The sequence below is a fragment of the Acinetobacter sp. CFCC 11171 genome (assembly GCF_003268405.1).
Taxonomy (GTDB): Bacteria; Pseudomonadota; Gammaproteobacteria; order Pseudomonadales; family Moraxellaceae; genus Acinetobacter; species Acinetobacter amyesii.
Map to the genome: position 1 here is coordinate 25,256 of NZ_LQXP01000036.1, position 14,232 is coordinate 39,487.

Consider the following 14,232-nt stretch of genomic DNA (forward strand, 5'->3'; position numbering starts at 1 on the left):
GCGAATAAGAATCTGGAAATTAGAGGGTGAAATGACAGTACAAAGCGAATACCAACTTGAAAATGAATTGATTAGCCAGCTCAAGCAATTGGGTTATGCCTCAGTCACGCTCAAGGACGAAAGCCAACTACTGTCTAACCTGAAAACCCAGATTGAACGTGCCAATGGACTAGCGCCACTATCTGATACAGAGTGGAAACAGGTCATTAGTTTTTTAAACACGGGCACAGTGTTTGAGCGAGCCAAGAATCTGCGTGATCTATTCCCAGTCAAATTTGATGATGGTACAAGCAAGCACATCTTTTTCCTGTCAGATGATCATAGCAAAAATATCTTTCAGGTCACCAACCAGATCACCATTGATCACCGTGATTATAATGGCAGAACCAGCCGTTTTGATGTGACTTTACTGGTCAATGGTTTGCCTTTGGTACAGATCGAGCTGAAAAAACGCGGTATGGAAATCGCCGAAGCCTTTAATCAAACGCAACGCTATATTCGTGAAGCCTATTGGGCTGGTCAAGGGCTGTTTGGTTTTATTCAGCTCTTTGTGATTAGTAATGGTGCCAATACTCGTTATTACTCCAACGGCACCACAGGCATCGAGTTTGCCTTTCCATGGGCGGATGTCCATAACAAACACATCAATGAAATTGTCGACTTTGCCGAAGCTTTTTTCAATCAGCAGCATCTGACCCAAATGCTGACTCAGTACATGGTGCTGCTAGAAACCACCAAAAGCCTGATGGTGCTACGTCCCTATCAGATTTATGCAGTACAGAAAATTGTAGAGCACGTACAAACATCCAAGCAGAATGGCTACATTTGGCACACCACAGGTTCAGGTAAAACGCTGACTTCGTTCAAAGCCAGTCAGATCATCATGAAAATGCCCGATGTAGAGAAAGTGCTGTTTGTAGTAGACCGAAATGACCTAGACACGCAAACTTCTCGAGAATTCAACGCATTTAAGGCAGACAGTGTCGACAGTACTGATAGTACGCACATCCTGGTGAAACAGCTCGATCAACGCCATGACAAATTGATTGTCACTACCATTCAGAAGCTCAACCGAGCTATCAGTAATGATCGTTATGCCGAATACATCGACTACCTAAAAGACAAAAAGGTGGTGTTTATTTTTGATGAATGTCACCGCAGTCAGTTTGGCGATACACACCAAAACATTAAAAAGTTCTTCAGTAATGCACAGATGTTTGGCTTTACAGGTACACCAATCTTTGAAGAGAACAGTCAGTCCAAGGCTGGTCTGAAACTCACCACAGACTACCTATTCCATCAATGCCTACATCAATACGTGATTGTCGATGCGATTCGTGACCGAAATGTCTTGCAGTTCCAAATCGATTATCGTGGTAAGTACACGGTCAAGGGAATGCAACAAAACTTTGATTATGATGACGAAGTCGAAGGCATTGATACCCAAGAGCTATACGACAATCCTCAACGCTTGGAGATGATTGCACGCTACATTGTGGATACTCACGACACCAAAACCAAGAAACGTGAATTCACTGCAATGTTCTGTGTCAGCTCAGTCGATGTGTTGACACAATACTATGAACTGTTCGAAAAGGTACAAGCAGCCAAGCAGATTGAAGACGAAGCTCAAGGACGTATTTTCAAGCCTTTGACCATTGCAACCATCTTCTCCTACTCTGCCAACCAATCCGTACCCAATGAGGATCTGAACGGCCTGATTGACGAGGAAGCAGCAGAAGTTCCAAGTCAGGTTAACCAGTCCAACAGAGACAAGCTAGATCGCTACATTGCCAAATATAATCAGCAATTCAACACCAACTACAACTCAGGCGACCAGTTCTACGCCTACTACAGAGATATTGCAGATCGAGTCAAGAAAAGACAGATCGACATTCTACTGGTGGTAAATATGTTCCTGACTGGTTTCGACTCAAAGCCATTGAATACACTGTATGTCGACAAGAACCTGAAATACCATGGACTGATACAGGCTTTTTCCCGCACTAATCGTGTCTACAATAACAATAAGCCATTCGGCAACATCATCTGTTTCCGCAATCTGAAACGTGCCACAGATGAAGCCCTTGCGCTCTTCTCAAACAAAGATGCCAAGAAGGTCGTACTGGTTCCAAGCTTTGATGAGATCAAGAAGGATTACGAAGAAGCAATCAGCAAGCTTTTTTCCCTCACGCCTGATTACAAATCAGTGGATGATCTAGTCACAGAAGAACAGCAACTGGAATTTATCAAGGCTTTCCGTGAAGTCATGCGTTACAACGCTCAACTACAGACGTTCGTTGAGTACGATCAGGATCAAACTGGGCTGAACAAACAGCATTTTGCTAACTTTGCATCTAAGTATGCTGATCTATGCAAAGATGTGAGAAAGACCACCAAGAAAGAAAAAGTATCGGTACTGGATGATGTTGATTTTCAGCTTGACCTTCTACACAGTGATCGAATCAATGTCGGCTACATCATCAATCTACTACAACTCGTTATTGATACGGACTCGGATGAAAAGCGCAAGAAGTACCAAGCTCAAATCCACGATCTACTAGGTAGTGATATTACGCTACACAACAAGCAAGACCTGATCCAAAAGTTCATCGAACAAAACATGCCGAAAATGATCAATGGTCAAAGCGTCAAGGAAGTCTTTGCTGAATACTGGGATGCTGAAAAAGAACAGGCTTACCAACATTTGTGTCAGGAAGAGAATCTCAAACCTGAAATCATGAAAAATGTCCTAGACAAGTATGAGTTCACTCAACGTTTGCCACGCAAAGAAGAATTGAAAGATTTGCCAAACTACAAGGTCAAGCTGTTTGAACGTGAAAACGTATTCACCAATCTGATGACGAAGACTAGGCAGTTGATTGAGAAGTTCTACACAGGCATGTAGTTCCTTGCTGACACCCCCTCAGTAAATAACTTATTGAGACAATCCCCCAAGGAGAATTCCGGAAAAGTCCTAGACCTCTAGGACAAAACAGTAAGATCCCGATTCTCCAAGAATCTCCCCACAGCATCCCATTTCGCTGCTCACAGCATTTTTGATGCAAAACACTACGGATGATCAAATCTGTTGCTCTCATCGAATTGAGCGTCAGTGAAATGGTTTTGGTGGGTGGTTTTCACAATTCTGTATCCTAGAACAACGGACTATCATGCAAAATGGACCACAAGCGGTCTATCAAAATCCGAAGGTCTGAAACCCATTAGGCAGTAAAAAACCCCATAACTCAAAGAGTTACGGGGTTCGAATTTGGTGGGCCCAGACAGACTTGAACTGTCGACCAACGGATTATGAGTCCGCTGCTCTAACCAACTGAGCTATAGGCCCTATATTCTGAATGTGTTATTTATCAACAAGTTCAGACGCAAAGCATACTAGCGAAGATTTTTTTAAAAGACAAGCCTTTTTCTTCACGGCTGCACACTAACACAACAAATTGGCTGTAGTTGCAGCAGTTGAGCTTGGATTCGACCAAAATGCACAAAGTGTCGAATCCTATTGTGATGTAAATCACGACAAAAGTTATCAAACAGTCAAAATAACCTTATAATAATGCCCATTCTTGTCAGTACCGTGCCCAACAGCGCTTAGATTGGTACTGGCCTCACATTTTTAAGTCAATGTCCTACAGTTATTCGGCTTATGTTTTCATTTTTATGTGTTGCACTGACACATAAGAATATTTAGGTGCCCACATGGAAATTAAGGTTAATTATCTCGATAACCTTCGACAAGAAGCCAAATTTGATGACTTCACGGTAATTGCCGACCAACCTATTCGCTATAAAGGTGATGGTTCTGCTCCCGGACCATTCGACTACTTTTTAGCGTCATCAGCATTATGTGCAGCGTATTTTGTAAAAGTGTATTGTGCGGCGCGAGACATTCCGACAGATAATATTCGCTTATCACAAAATAATATTGTTGATCCTGAAAACCGCTATAAGCAAATTTTCAAAATTCAAGTTGAACTACCTGCGGATATTTCTGAAAAGGACCGTCAAGGTATTTTGCGTTCAATTGACCGCTGCACGGTTAAAAAAGTGATTCAAACTGGTCCTGAGTTTGTCATTGAAGAAGTAGAAAGCATTGATGCAGATGCACAAGCTTTACTTATGCCAAATTTAGCGTCAGACAGTACCACGTTTATTCCGGGTAAAGATCTGCCATTAGAAGAAACCATTGCCAATATGTCAGGTATTTTGGCTGGTTTAGGCATGAAGATTGAAATCGCGTCATGGCGTAACATCGTGCCGAATGTTTGGTCTCTACATATTCGTGATGCACAATCGCCCATGTGTTTTACCAATGGTAAAGGCTCAACCAAAGAAAGCGCATTAGCTTCGGCTTTGGGTGAATTTATTGAACGTCTCAATTGCAACTTCTTCTATAACGACCAGTTCTGGGGTGAAGAGATTGCCAATGCTGACTTTGTGCATTACCCAGATGAAAAATGGTTCCAACCCGGCCCAGAAGGCGAGTTACCTACTGAAATCTTAGATGACTATACACGTGAAATTTATAACCCAGAAAATGAGTTATTAGGCACACATCTATATGACACCAATTCAGGAAATATAGCACGCGGTATTTGCTCTCTTCCATTTGTCCGTCAGTCCGACGGTGAAACAGTGTATTTCCCATCAAACTTGATTGAAAATTTATACTTGTCAAACGGGATGAGTGCAGGGAATACCTTGGCTGAGGCTCAAGTGCAATGTTTATCGGAAATCTTTGAGCGTGCGGTCAAACGTGAGATTTTAGAAGGTGAATTGGCTCTACCAGATGTACCAGAAGAGGTTTTAGCCAAATATCCAAGTATTGTTGCGGGTATACAAGGCTTAGAAGAACAAGGTTTTCCTGTATTGGTAAAAGATGCTTCACTTGGTGGTCAGTACCCTGTGATGTGCGTAACCTTAATGAACCCACGTACTGGTGGGGTTTTGCATCTTTTGGTGCGCACCCTAAACTCGAAGTAGCTTTAGAGCGTAGCTTAACCGAGCTTCTACAAGGCCGAAGCTTTGAAGGTCTAAACGATCTACCAAAACCAACGTTTAGCTCAAATGCAGTCACTGAGCCAAATAACTTTGTAGAACACTTTATTGACTCAAGTGGTTTGGTGTCTTGGAAATTCTTTAGCGCACAATCAGACTATGATTTTGTAGAGTGGGATTTCACATCTGAAGGTGAAAATGCCAATGCGGAAGAAGCCGCAGCGATGTTTGCGATTCTAAAAGATATGGGCAAAGAAGCGTATATGGCGGTCTACCAGCATCTTGGTGCTACGGCATGTCGTATTTTAGTTCCGGGTTATTCTGAAGTGTATTTGGTTGAAGACTTGGTTTGGGATAACACCAACAAAGCTTTGGACTTCCGTGAAGATATTTTAAATATTCATCGCCTAGATGAAGACGAGTTAGTGTCACTGGTTGAGCGCTTGGAAGAGCTTGAGGTGGATGATTACACGGATATTGTGACGCTCATCGGGATTGAGTTTGATGACAATACCGTATGGGGCCAATTAACGGTTCTTGAGCTCAAACTACTGATCTATATTGCCTTACAAGAATTTGAAGAAGCAAAAGAGTTGGTCGAAACCTTCCTTCAGTACAACACTAATACAGTTGAACGTGGTTTGTTCTATCAATGCATGAATGTGGTTTTAGAAGTTGAATTGGACGATGACTTAGATCTCAATGACTATGAACATAATTTCCGTCGTATGTTTGGTGACGAACGTATGGATGCAGTGATTGGTTCAATGGATGGCAGTCTTCGCTTCTACGGTTTAACTGAAACCAATATGCAACTTGAAGGTTTAGATCGTCATTTACGTCTGATTGATAGCTATAAAAAATTGCATGCTGCACGTGCGAAGTTTGCCAGTCAGAACGTTTAAATCTGGCCTTGTGAATAACGTTACTCATGTGATCATCTATTTGAAAAAACTCTCCTAAGGGGGAGTTTTTTTGTGCAAATTTGCTGAAAAATAATCTATATCTGTGATGCTGATATTAATAAAAAACCTTAGAACTCAGGTGAATATAAGGAAGGCTTAAAAATAACCGATTATCCGAAATTGTGTCATTTTAAAGTAAAGATATTTGACTCATTGGAAAAATATGATAATAAATTAGCTATGGCGTGTTTAGGCATGATCATAATATTTCAGGACGAAATATTTAGAAGCACATTAATAAATAAACGGGAGTTTTAACAACATGCTTCAATTATTCAGAAAACTATTTTGCATGCATATTTACGAATACGAGCAAATGGAAGAAATCGGTTCGCACAAGGAATGTCGTAAGTGCGGTGTGACAAAGTAATGCAGAGTCTAAGCCGAAAAAAAAGTGAGCGAAAGCTCACTTTTTTAATGCCGGTCAATATTGAAATCATTAAAATAGAAATACATTCACAGTTTTTATGCAGATATGAGTAAAGATTTTCAAGCCGAGCGTTATACCGTCGATGCCAATATGGCAGATACCATTGCATGGTTATTACAACATCAGGATTGCTTTGAATCTTTTCATTATGATGTGATTCAGCAGCAATTGGTGGTTCAACATGCTAATGGTCAAGACATTATTCGTGAAGGGGATTATTTAAATGCAGGCTATGGAATTTTAATAACAGCACATAACTTTGCGAAGTAAACGATATATTTTCCCTACTCATGGTGATTTAGCCATTTCATTTGTTCGCACCATCTCTTGCATTGCACTTTGATACCTATCACTGATCATTCAATTGAACTAAGCCCCGAACTTCGGGGCTTATTTTAAGCCATTTGCATGGCATCAGTTGAAAGCTGTGCAGCATTTGGTTTGGGCTGTTCAGCCACTAAACCGAGTTTGCTAAATAAAAGCTGATCTTTGCCTTCGCCTGCATTTGGCGTGGTCAGTAGTTTTTCACCAGAAAAGAGTGAATTTGCACCTGCCATAAATGCCAAAGCTTGTTCTGAATCACTCAGGGATTCACGACCTGCAGAGAGTCGAATATAGCTTTTTGGCATAATGATCCGTGCGACTGCAATGGTGCGAATCCATTCGATGACTTCGAGTTTTTCTACATCAGCAAGTGGGGTACCTTGAATAGGGACAAGGAGATTGATCGGCACGGATTCAGGATGAATCGGCAGCGTTGCCAACTCCATCAAAAAGGCGATACGGTCATCACGGCTTTCACCTAAGCCCACAATTCCGCCGCTACAGATTTTCATTCCAGATTGGCGAACATAGTCTAGCGTCGTTAAACGGTCATCATAGCTACGCGTGCTAATGACATTGGGATAATACTCACGAGAGGTATCGAGGTTATGGTTGTAATAATCTAAGCCTGCCTCATGTAAGCGCTCTGCTTGAGACTGATTCAGCATGCCAAGGGTCATACAGGTTTCAAGTCCCAGCGCTTTGACTTCACGCACCATTTCTAGCACATAGGGCATGTCCCGTTCATGTGGATTGCGCCATGCAGCGCCCATACAAAAACGCGAAGAACCTGAGGCAAGCGCAGCTTTCGCTTCATTGATGACTTTTTCCACAGCCAGACGTTTTTCAGCTTCTAATCCAGAGTCATAATGTGCAGACTGAGAGCAATATTTACAGTCTTCAGGGCACTTACCAGTTTTAATCGAAAGTAAGGTGCTGACTTGAATATGATTGGCTTGGAAATATTCACGGTGAATGGTCTGTGCTTGGAATAATAAATCCATCAATGGTTGTTGATACAACTCTTTTATTTCTGGATGTGTCCAGTCATTTCGGTAGCTCATAAATGATCCATATTTTCTGCCTAATGCAGATCATCATACGTAAAATTTGCAGACTTCCAAGACTATTTTGTAACATTGCAATTTAGCTAAAATGCATTGAAATGACTTTTTCAAAGAACTTTTGATATTTAAGATGCTTGCAAAGTTATGCTAAATGACAGCACAATCGCTGCAATGTTTATTTTGAGCTAAAAAATTAATTTTCTTGGATTACGTCACTAAGTTTTAGCTTAAATGAAAACTTTGTAAGGATCTGGAAAATAGAGAATAAAAACCCTTAAAGCATTTTTGAGTTTTGTTCTGCAATTGCCCAATCAATATGAACTTGCACAATCGCGTCATGTTTTTCGCGAGAATTTTTTAATGATTGAACAATATTTGAACTGTATGGTGCATTGCCTAAGCCAATGGCGATATTTCGCATAAAGCTTTGATAGCCTGTTCGTCGGATAGGACTGCCTTCAGTACAGCTTAAAAAAGTGGCTTCATCCCATTGCCAAAGATCTAATAAACTCACTTGGTCGAGGCCATGACGTGGATAAAAGTCCTCAATTTGAGTTTTATGCGCAAAGCTATTCCATGGACAGATAAGTTGACAGTCATCACAACCAAACACACGGTTACCAATGCCACGGCGTAATTCTTCAGGAATGATGCCTTTGTATTCGATGGTTAAGTAGGCAATGCATTTACGTGCATCTAACATATAGGGCTCAACGATGGCCTGAGTTGGACAGATATCAATACAGGCTGTGCATGAACCACAATGTTTGGTTGCCGGCGAATCAAAAGGCAAATCGAGTGATGTAAACAGCTCACCTAATACAAAAAATGAGCCTGATTTTTTATGGATCAGTAAGGTGTGTTTGCCTGTCCAGCCCATGCCTGCATTTTCAGCTAAGGATTTTTCAAACACTGGTGCAGAGTCGGCAAAGGGTCTAGATTCAAAATCTCCGATTTTTTCACGGATGATATTCGACAAGGTTTTTAAACGACCACGCATGACTTTGTGGTAGTCACGACCTCGTGCATAGCGTGCAATGATGGCTGCATTTGGCTCATCAGGAACATAACGTGGTTTTGGGGTTTCGACCAAATAATCCATGCGGACACAAATGATACTGCGGGTGCCGGGGACTAAAAGTGCAGGATTGGCACGTTTTTCAAGGTTTTCCTCTAGGAATTTCATATCGCCATGATAACCACGTTCTAAATATTCTTTAAAACGAGGGAGTTCCTCTTGAGCATCTGGCTTTGCGATGACACAATCAGAAAAACCTAAATTTAAGGCTTGTGCTTTAATCCATGCTTTTAGGGTTTCTGGATCATATTGATCGACAGGAATTTTTTGTGCAGGAGTTGAAGCGGCCATAATCATAACAAGGAAAAACAATGCGTCTGCAAGTTTACCATAGCCCTGTTTATCTTAGCCAAAGTATTCAAGCTTGGGAGCAGCGTTGGTTTGCTCAGCACAATAGCAGTTATGGTCTGATGCAGCAGGTCGCATGGTCGATTGCTCAGCAACTCATTCCAAGGTTAAAGCAGCAAAATTTAAAAAATATCGCTGTATGTTGTGGACAGGGCAATAACGCAGGAGATGGCTATCTTACAGCGCAATACCTACAGCAAGCAGGCTTTCAAGTCGATATCTATGCCGCTGAAATTGGAGCATCGAAAGATTTACATTCTGCTGTACAAGAAGCGATAGATCACAAGCTCAAGATCTATACACATTTTGATTTTCAGCATGACTATGACGTTTATATCGACGCATTATTTGGTATAGGGCTCAATCGTGAACTTTCTAGCGAATGGCAAGCCATTATTCAACGATTAAATGCATGCACGGGACTCAAAGTTGCTATTGATATTCCAAGCGGTTTACATGCCAATACAGGACAGCCTTTACCCATCGCATTTCAAGCCGATTATACCTTTACGGCATTGGGTCTAAAAGCAGGGCTATTTACAGGTCAAGCGAAGGAATATGCAGGTGAAGTTTCGGTGATAGCATGCATACCGACTGATGCTGAGCTTGAACCACTTGCGTATTTGTCGCCACAGAAAATCACTTTACCTGCACGTCAAGCTTTTGGTCATAAAGGCATTTATGGCCATGTTTTGGTTGTTGGTGGCCATGCTGAAATGGGTGGGGCGGTGATTATGGCTGCTGAGGCTGCATTCCATGCAGGTGCAGGTAAGGTCACGGTTGTTTGTGATGCACGACATCACACCGCTATTTTGGCGCGCGCACCGAATATTATGCTACGCGATATCAATGCATTAAATGTAAAAGCGATTCAGCAACTGATCGATCATGTCGATGCGATTAGCTTTGGCATGGGGCTTGGTCGTGACGATTGGGCCCAACAGCAGTTTCAGTCATGGTTTCCATTGATTCAGCAGTCAACCTTGGAAATTGTTTTGGATGCAGATGTCTTATGGTTTCTAGCTGAGGCACCTAAAAATTTGAATGTACAAACCTATGCAACGCCACATCCGGGTGAAGCTGCGAAATTATTGGGTATTACTACTGCTGAAGTTGAAGCAGATCGTATACAAGCAATTCAACATTTAAAAGAAAAATTTCAAGGTCAATGGGTGCTTAAAGGCGCAGGCAGCTTAATACTTGAAGATCAGCTTTGGATTTGCACCGCAGGTAATGCAGGAATGGGTACAGGCGGTATGGGAGATGTGCTTGCAGGGATGATTGCAAGTTTAAAAGCACAATTCCATCAGCAAATTCATCTGCATGAAATCGTAAGTCTGCATGCTTTAGCAGGTGATGTATTGGCGCAGTCGGGGATGCGTGGTTTGCAGGCACAGGATATGGCCCAAGCGGTTTATCATGTGGTCAATCATTCAGGAGATGAAGACTAAAATGCATGCGGTTAAATTGCGAATTCAAGGTAAAGTGCAGGGTGTTGGCTACCGTCGTTGGTTTGAGCAGCAAGCGCTTGCACTTAGTTTGAATGGTTATGTGAAAAATCTAGCGACGGGCGAAGTTGAAGCGCTGATTATAGGAACTGAAGACGCCATTCATAAAATACTGAAACACAGTCTGGTGGGTCCTTTACGAGCAGACGTGACTAAAATCGATCAGCAAGAAATTCCAATGCATGAATTAGACTATAGCAATTTTAAAATGATTCGCTAAATTTGATCACTCGATTGAGTGGGCTTTCGAAAACAGAATGAATTACTGAGCTATATGATTTGACGATTATTTATCGACGTCGAGTGCTTACACGGCTTCGGCCACGAGCCATACCACCTAAGGCATTCAGTACAGCCATTTTACTCATACTACCAGACGCATGCGCATGACAAATTGCGGCAGCCAAAGCATCGGCTGCATCCTGCTGGGGTTTGATGCTTAGGTTCAGAATGCGCATAACCATCATTTGGACTTGTTCTTTATCTGCAGCACCATAGCCGACTACAGATTGTTTGATTTGCCGCGCAGTATATTCAGCGACTTGTAAATCTAAATTGGTTAAAGCAGCAATAGCAGCGCCACGTGCTTGACCTAGTTTTAGGGCTGAGTCAGGGTTTTGAGCCATAAAGACTTGTTCAACAGCAGCTTCAGTAGGCCCGTGAAACTTTACGATGCGATCAATACCAGCAAAGATACGTTTTAAGCGTTCAGGCATTTCTGTCGTTTCGGTACGAATGGTGCCAGCATCGACAAAACGTAGTTTAGAACCATCCTTTTCGATGATGCCGTAACCAGTTAAGCGCGACCCAGGGTCAATACCGATAATTAATGACATGTTTGCCCTATTTGCCCTTTAAAAATAAAAATATGCCCATATTGTTACATAAGCGTGTCAAAAAAGCTTGATAGTAATTGAGCAGTTGAACGCAACACCTTAAATTAATTTACTGAGATTTGTTTAATTTTCATGAAATTATTTCTTCTGATTTTAGCAGGCTTGATCCTGGAAGTGTTTGTCTGGATCGGTGTGGGCGACCTCGTCGGCAGCATGTGGTATGTCTTTTTCTGGTTCGTGGCGGCCTTCTTTATAGGGATGAATATTATCCGTAAATATTCATCAGGTCTGATGCCTCAAATGCAGCAAATGCAAGCAGGTCAAATGAGTAATGATCCAGCTTTAACTGGAAATTTACCAAAAATTTTGGCTGGTTTCTTATTGCTGTTACCGGGTCTAATCTCAGATATTATGGCATTACTTATTTTGATTCCACCTGTACAAAATGCCATGAAAGCAGTCATAATGAAAACAATGATGAAGCGTCAGCAAGCCATGATGGAAAAAATGATGGGTGGCATGATGGGGGATATGGGAGGCATGGGCGGTGCTCAAGGTCAGAACCCATTTGCAGATATGATGCGTCAAATGCAAGATATGCAAAATCAGCAATCAGGTCGTGATTCATCCGTTATTGATGGTGAAGCTCGTGAAGTGACGCCAGATGCGAAACAAATTGAACTGAAAGATGTCAATAAAAAATAATTAACTCAGTATGAAAGGCCGAATGTGTATTCGGCTTTTTTTTTTGCGTAAATTTTGATACGGCCTAAAAATAAACCTTGTGTTGCCAACAAAAAAATTGAACAAGCGATATAATCTTCACGTTTTAATTCAAATGAATCAGCTTGCATGTCACTGTTATTCACCATCTGTGCGCTTCATTTTGTTGCGCAGTTGAGTCCCGGTCCAGATGTATTATTAATTGCTAAAAGTGCAGCATCAACAACGCGTGCAAATACCTTAAAAATTATTTCGGGGATCTCTGTCGGGATTGTGGTGTGGGTCGTTTTAACCTTATTGGGCTTTACGGTTCTGGTTGAGCAATTTCCATGGATACAACAAGTTTTAATGGCTGTTGGTGGATTTTTCTTGGCGAAAATGGGTTGGGCGATGTTTAGTGGTGGGCTTAAAAGTTTAAATAAAACAGCTAATTTAGAAGATGGGCAGGCCTTAAGTCAGCAGAATACTGAAAATTATTTCTTATTAGGTTTATTTACGAATTTAGCCAATCCGAAAACACTGATCTATTTTAGTAGTGTGTTCTCACTGGCGTTGAGTTCATCAGCCAGTAGTAACCTAAAAGCACAGCTTGCTGTCATCATTCCGATTCAAACTTTTATTGTGTTTAGTCTGTTTATGATGATTATGTCTTTGCCTAAAATTAAAGCACTCTACCAACGTTCGGGTAGTTATATTGATGTGGTTTCAGGGGCGTTATTTTTAATTTTTGCGATTTGGCTGTGGTTCGACGCAATTAGAATGTTCAATCTTCAATAGCTGCAAACATATTGCTGTCAGCAAAGCGAAAGCCAAGTATTAGAACTTGGCTTTTTTTATGTGCCAATTTTATTGCTCTGGATTGGTTTGATCTTGGTCTTTGGATGGTGCTGTATTTGATGGATCTTGTGCAACATCGGTAGTTTCAGCATGATCACGATAACGGTTCGGTTTGAGGGTGGTTTCGGTATTTTCAGAGCCTTTGTATGATCGGCTACGATTGGCGCGTTCACGCAAACCGCCTTTTTTGATTAACTGCACCATCGTCTAGAACCTCATTGCTATTGCCATAGTTTAAAGAATTTTCCTCGTGAAGATAAGTGAGCAGAGCGATGCTAGCGCATAAAAAAGCCTGAAATCATTCAGGCTTTCATCATTTTAATTTCTCGCTTTGAATGACTTTAACGCGACCCGATAACGGTGCTTAAATTCAGCTTAGCTAAAATTTTACACATTGCCAGCTTGTTCATAGGGCTGTATTTGGCTGTTGTAAAAAAAGCTTAATTTTTACCATCTTGCTTGAGTACTTCAAAGATGTTAAGTTGGGTCGTAGCTTCAGTATCATGCTGTTGTAAATACACTTGAACACTCTTAAATAGAATGGCAACAGCCAAACAACTGAGTATGCAAAATATCCAAAAGCCATATGGGCTACGGATATTATGCGAGCCACATTCGGAACATTCTTTATCGCTTGAAGCCAATACTTTATTGCAACAAGCACAGTGATATTGATAGTGCATTGCTTTTCTCCATTTAGTCGAATTTGACCAACATTCTTGTTGTTATTGTCAACCATCAATCCGTGATGATTGTTTTATCTTAATGTGCAAATAAGCTGCTGTACAAGTTTTAAACGGTTTGTTTTGCTCATCATTGTGTAAGTGAGAAGTGTCAGAGAGTTAAATATTTGTTTTATAAATAATTTATAAATGAAACAAGAGATGAATTTTCAGTCATAAAAAAAGCCAGTTCGAAAACTGGCTTTTGCTGTTCTGTCTAAACTGAATTATTGACCCGAACGGATGATGTAATCAAAAGCAGATAATGATGCTTTCGCGCCTTCACCTGTCGCAATGATGATTTGTTTGTAAGGTACTGTTGTACAGTCACCGGCAGCAAATACACCTTTTACATTGGTTTCGTTACGCTCGTTAATT

Annotated in this window: 11 protein-coding genes, 1 tRNA gene and 2 pseudogenes; 7 read left to right on the top strand and 7 right to left on the bottom strand. The window is 41.2% G+C overall.

Going from position 1 to position 14,232, the window contains the following annotated elements; all coding sequences use genetic code 11:
- The first annotated feature begins 31 nt into the window (after positions 1-31).
- Positions 32-2,908 carry a type I restriction endonuclease subunit R gene (locus AVJ20_RS14670; protein ID WP_111885745.1) on the top strand — a complete coding sequence of 959 codons (2,877 nt, stop codon included), beginning with the start codon at positions 32-34 and terminating at the stop codon, positions 2,906-2,908.
- A gap of 364 nt (positions 2,909-3,272) precedes the next feature.
- Here AVJ20_RS14670 and AVJ20_RS14675 read toward each other — a convergent pair.
- Positions 3,273-3,349, bottom strand: a tRNA-Ile gene (locus AVJ20_RS14675).
- Between the two features lie 514 nt (positions 3,350-3,863).
- On the opposite strand from AVJ20_RS14675, the pseudogene AVJ20_RS14680 reads away from it, so the two are divergent.
- Both AVJ20_RS14680 and AVJ20_RS14685 read left to right on the top strand, forming a co-directional pair.
- Positions 3,864-5,918 (top strand): annotated as a pseudogene (locus AVJ20_RS14680) (YcaO-like family protein); the annotation flags it as partial.
- A 538-nt stretch (positions 5,919-6,456) separates the two neighbouring features.
- Positions 6,457-6,681, top strand: a complete 225-nt coding sequence (locus AVJ20_RS14685; protein ID WP_111885746.1) for a hypothetical protein — start codon at positions 6,457-6,459, stop codon at positions 6,679-6,681.
- Between the two features lie 125 nt (positions 6,682-6,806).
- Here AVJ20_RS14685 and bioB read toward each other — a convergent pair whose 3' ends face one another.
- Both bioB and queG read right to left on the bottom strand, forming a co-directional pair.
- Complete coding sequence (gene bioB, locus AVJ20_RS14690; protein WP_111885747.1) at positions 6,807-7,799, bottom strand: biotin synthase BioB; 993 nt, start codon at positions 7,797-7,799, stop codon at positions 6,807-6,809.
- A gap of 277 nt (positions 7,800-8,076) precedes the next feature.
- Positions 8,077-9,171, bottom strand: a complete 1,095-nt coding sequence (queG, locus tag AVJ20_RS14695) for a tRNA epoxyqueuosine(34) reductase QueG (RefSeq protein WP_111885754.1) — start codon at positions 9,169-9,171, stop codon at positions 8,077-8,079.
- Between the two features lie 20 nt (positions 9,172-9,191).
- Between queG and AVJ20_RS14700 the strand changes: the two genes are divergently transcribed.
- Together AVJ20_RS14700 and AVJ20_RS14705 are read left to right on the top strand one after the other, a co-directional pair.
- Positions 9,192-10,679: an NAD(P)H-hydrate dehydratase gene (locus AVJ20_RS14700; protein WP_111885748.1), complete on the top strand. Its 1,488-nt coding sequence runs from the start codon at positions 9,192-9,194 to the stop codon at positions 10,677-10,679.
- 1 nt (position 10,680) lies between these two features.
- Positions 10,681-10,956, top strand: a complete 276-nt coding sequence (locus tag AVJ20_RS14705; protein ID WP_111885749.1) for an acylphosphatase — start codon at positions 10,681-10,683, stop codon at positions 10,954-10,956.
- Positions 10,957-11,026: 70 nt separating this feature from the next.
- Here the strand turns inward: AVJ20_RS14705 and ruvC are convergent, their stop codons facing one another.
- Positions 11,027-11,572, bottom strand: coding sequence for a crossover junction endodeoxyribonuclease RuvC (gene ruvC / locus AVJ20_RS14710; protein ID WP_078189034.1), 546 nt, complete (start codon positions 11,570-11,572; stop codon positions 11,027-11,029).
- Between the two features lie 132 nt (positions 11,573-11,704).
- Here ruvC and AVJ20_RS14715 point away from each other — a divergent pair, with 132 nt between their 5' ends.
- Positions 11,705-12,277: an FxsA family protein gene (locus AVJ20_RS14715; RefSeq protein WP_111885750.1), complete on the top strand. Its 573-nt coding sequence runs from the start codon at positions 11,705-11,707 to the stop codon at positions 12,275-12,277.
- A 147-nt stretch (positions 12,278-12,424) separates the two neighbouring features.
- Positions 12,425-13,072 (top strand): LysE family transporter, encoded by a 648-nt coding sequence (locus tag AVJ20_RS14720; RefSeq protein WP_111885751.1) that lies wholly within the window; start codon positions 12,425-12,427, stop codon positions 13,070-13,072.
- A 69-nt stretch (positions 13,073-13,141) separates the two neighbouring features.
- Here the strand turns inward: AVJ20_RS14720 and AVJ20_RS14725 are convergent, their stop codons facing one another.
- The 3 genes and pseudogenes from AVJ20_RS14725 to AVJ20_RS14735 form a co-directional block, all read right to left on the bottom strand.
- Positions 13,142-13,336, bottom strand: a complete 195-nt coding sequence (locus tag AVJ20_RS14725; protein ID WP_111885752.1) for a hypothetical protein — start codon at positions 13,334-13,336, stop codon at positions 13,142-13,144.
- Between the two features lie 236 nt (positions 13,337-13,572).
- Positions 13,573-13,815: a hypothetical protein gene (locus AVJ20_RS14730; RefSeq protein WP_078192893.1), complete on the bottom strand. Its 243-nt coding sequence runs from the start codon at positions 13,813-13,815 to the stop codon at positions 13,573-13,575.
- A 266-nt stretch (positions 13,816-14,081) separates the two neighbouring features.
- A pseudogene (locus AVJ20_RS14735) lies at positions 14,082-14,232 on the bottom strand (pyridine nucleotide-disulfide oxidoreductase); the annotation flags it as partial.

Excerpts from the sequence above, each read along its gene's own strand:
- AVJ20_RS14670 (WP_111885745.1), top strand. The coding sequence starts at position 32 with ATGACAGTACAAAGCGAATACCAACTTGAAAATGAATTGATTAGCCAG.
- AVJ20_RS14685 (WP_111885746.1), top strand. The coding sequence starts at position 6,457 with ATGAGTAAAGATTTTCAAGCCGAGCGTTATACCGTCGATGCCAATATG.
- bioB (WP_111885747.1), bottom strand. The coding sequence starts at position 7,799 with ATGAGCTACCGAAATGACTGGACACATCCAGAAATAAAAGAGTTGTAT.
- queG (WP_111885754.1), bottom strand. The coding sequence starts at position 9,171 with ATGGCCGCTTCAACTCCTGCACAAAAAATTCCTGTCGATCAATATGAT.
- AVJ20_RS14700 (WP_111885748.1), top strand. The coding sequence starts at position 9,192 with ATGCGTCTGCAAGTTTACCATAGCCCTGTTTATCTTAGCCAAAGTATT.
- AVJ20_RS14705 (WP_111885749.1), top strand. The coding sequence starts at position 10,681 with ATGCATGCGGTTAAATTGCGAATTCAAGGTAAAGTGCAGGGTGTTGGC.
- ruvC (WP_078189034.1), bottom strand. The coding sequence starts at position 11,572 with ATGTCATTAATTATCGGTATTGACCCTGGGTCGCGCTTAACTGGTTAC.
- AVJ20_RS14715 (WP_111885750.1), top strand. The coding sequence starts at position 11,705 with ATGAAATTATTTCTTCTGATTTTAGCAGGCTTGATCCTGGAAGTGTTT.
- AVJ20_RS14720 (WP_111885751.1), top strand. The coding sequence starts at position 12,425 with ATGTCACTGTTATTCACCATCTGTGCGCTTCATTTTGTTGCGCAGTTG.
- AVJ20_RS14725 (WP_111885752.1), bottom strand. The coding sequence starts at position 13,336 with ATGGTGCAGTTAATCAAAAAAGGCGGTTTGCGTGAACGCGCCAATCGT.
- AVJ20_RS14730 (WP_078192893.1), bottom strand. The coding sequence starts at position 13,815 with ATGCACTATCAATATCACTGTGCTTGTTGCAATAAAGTATTGGCTTCA.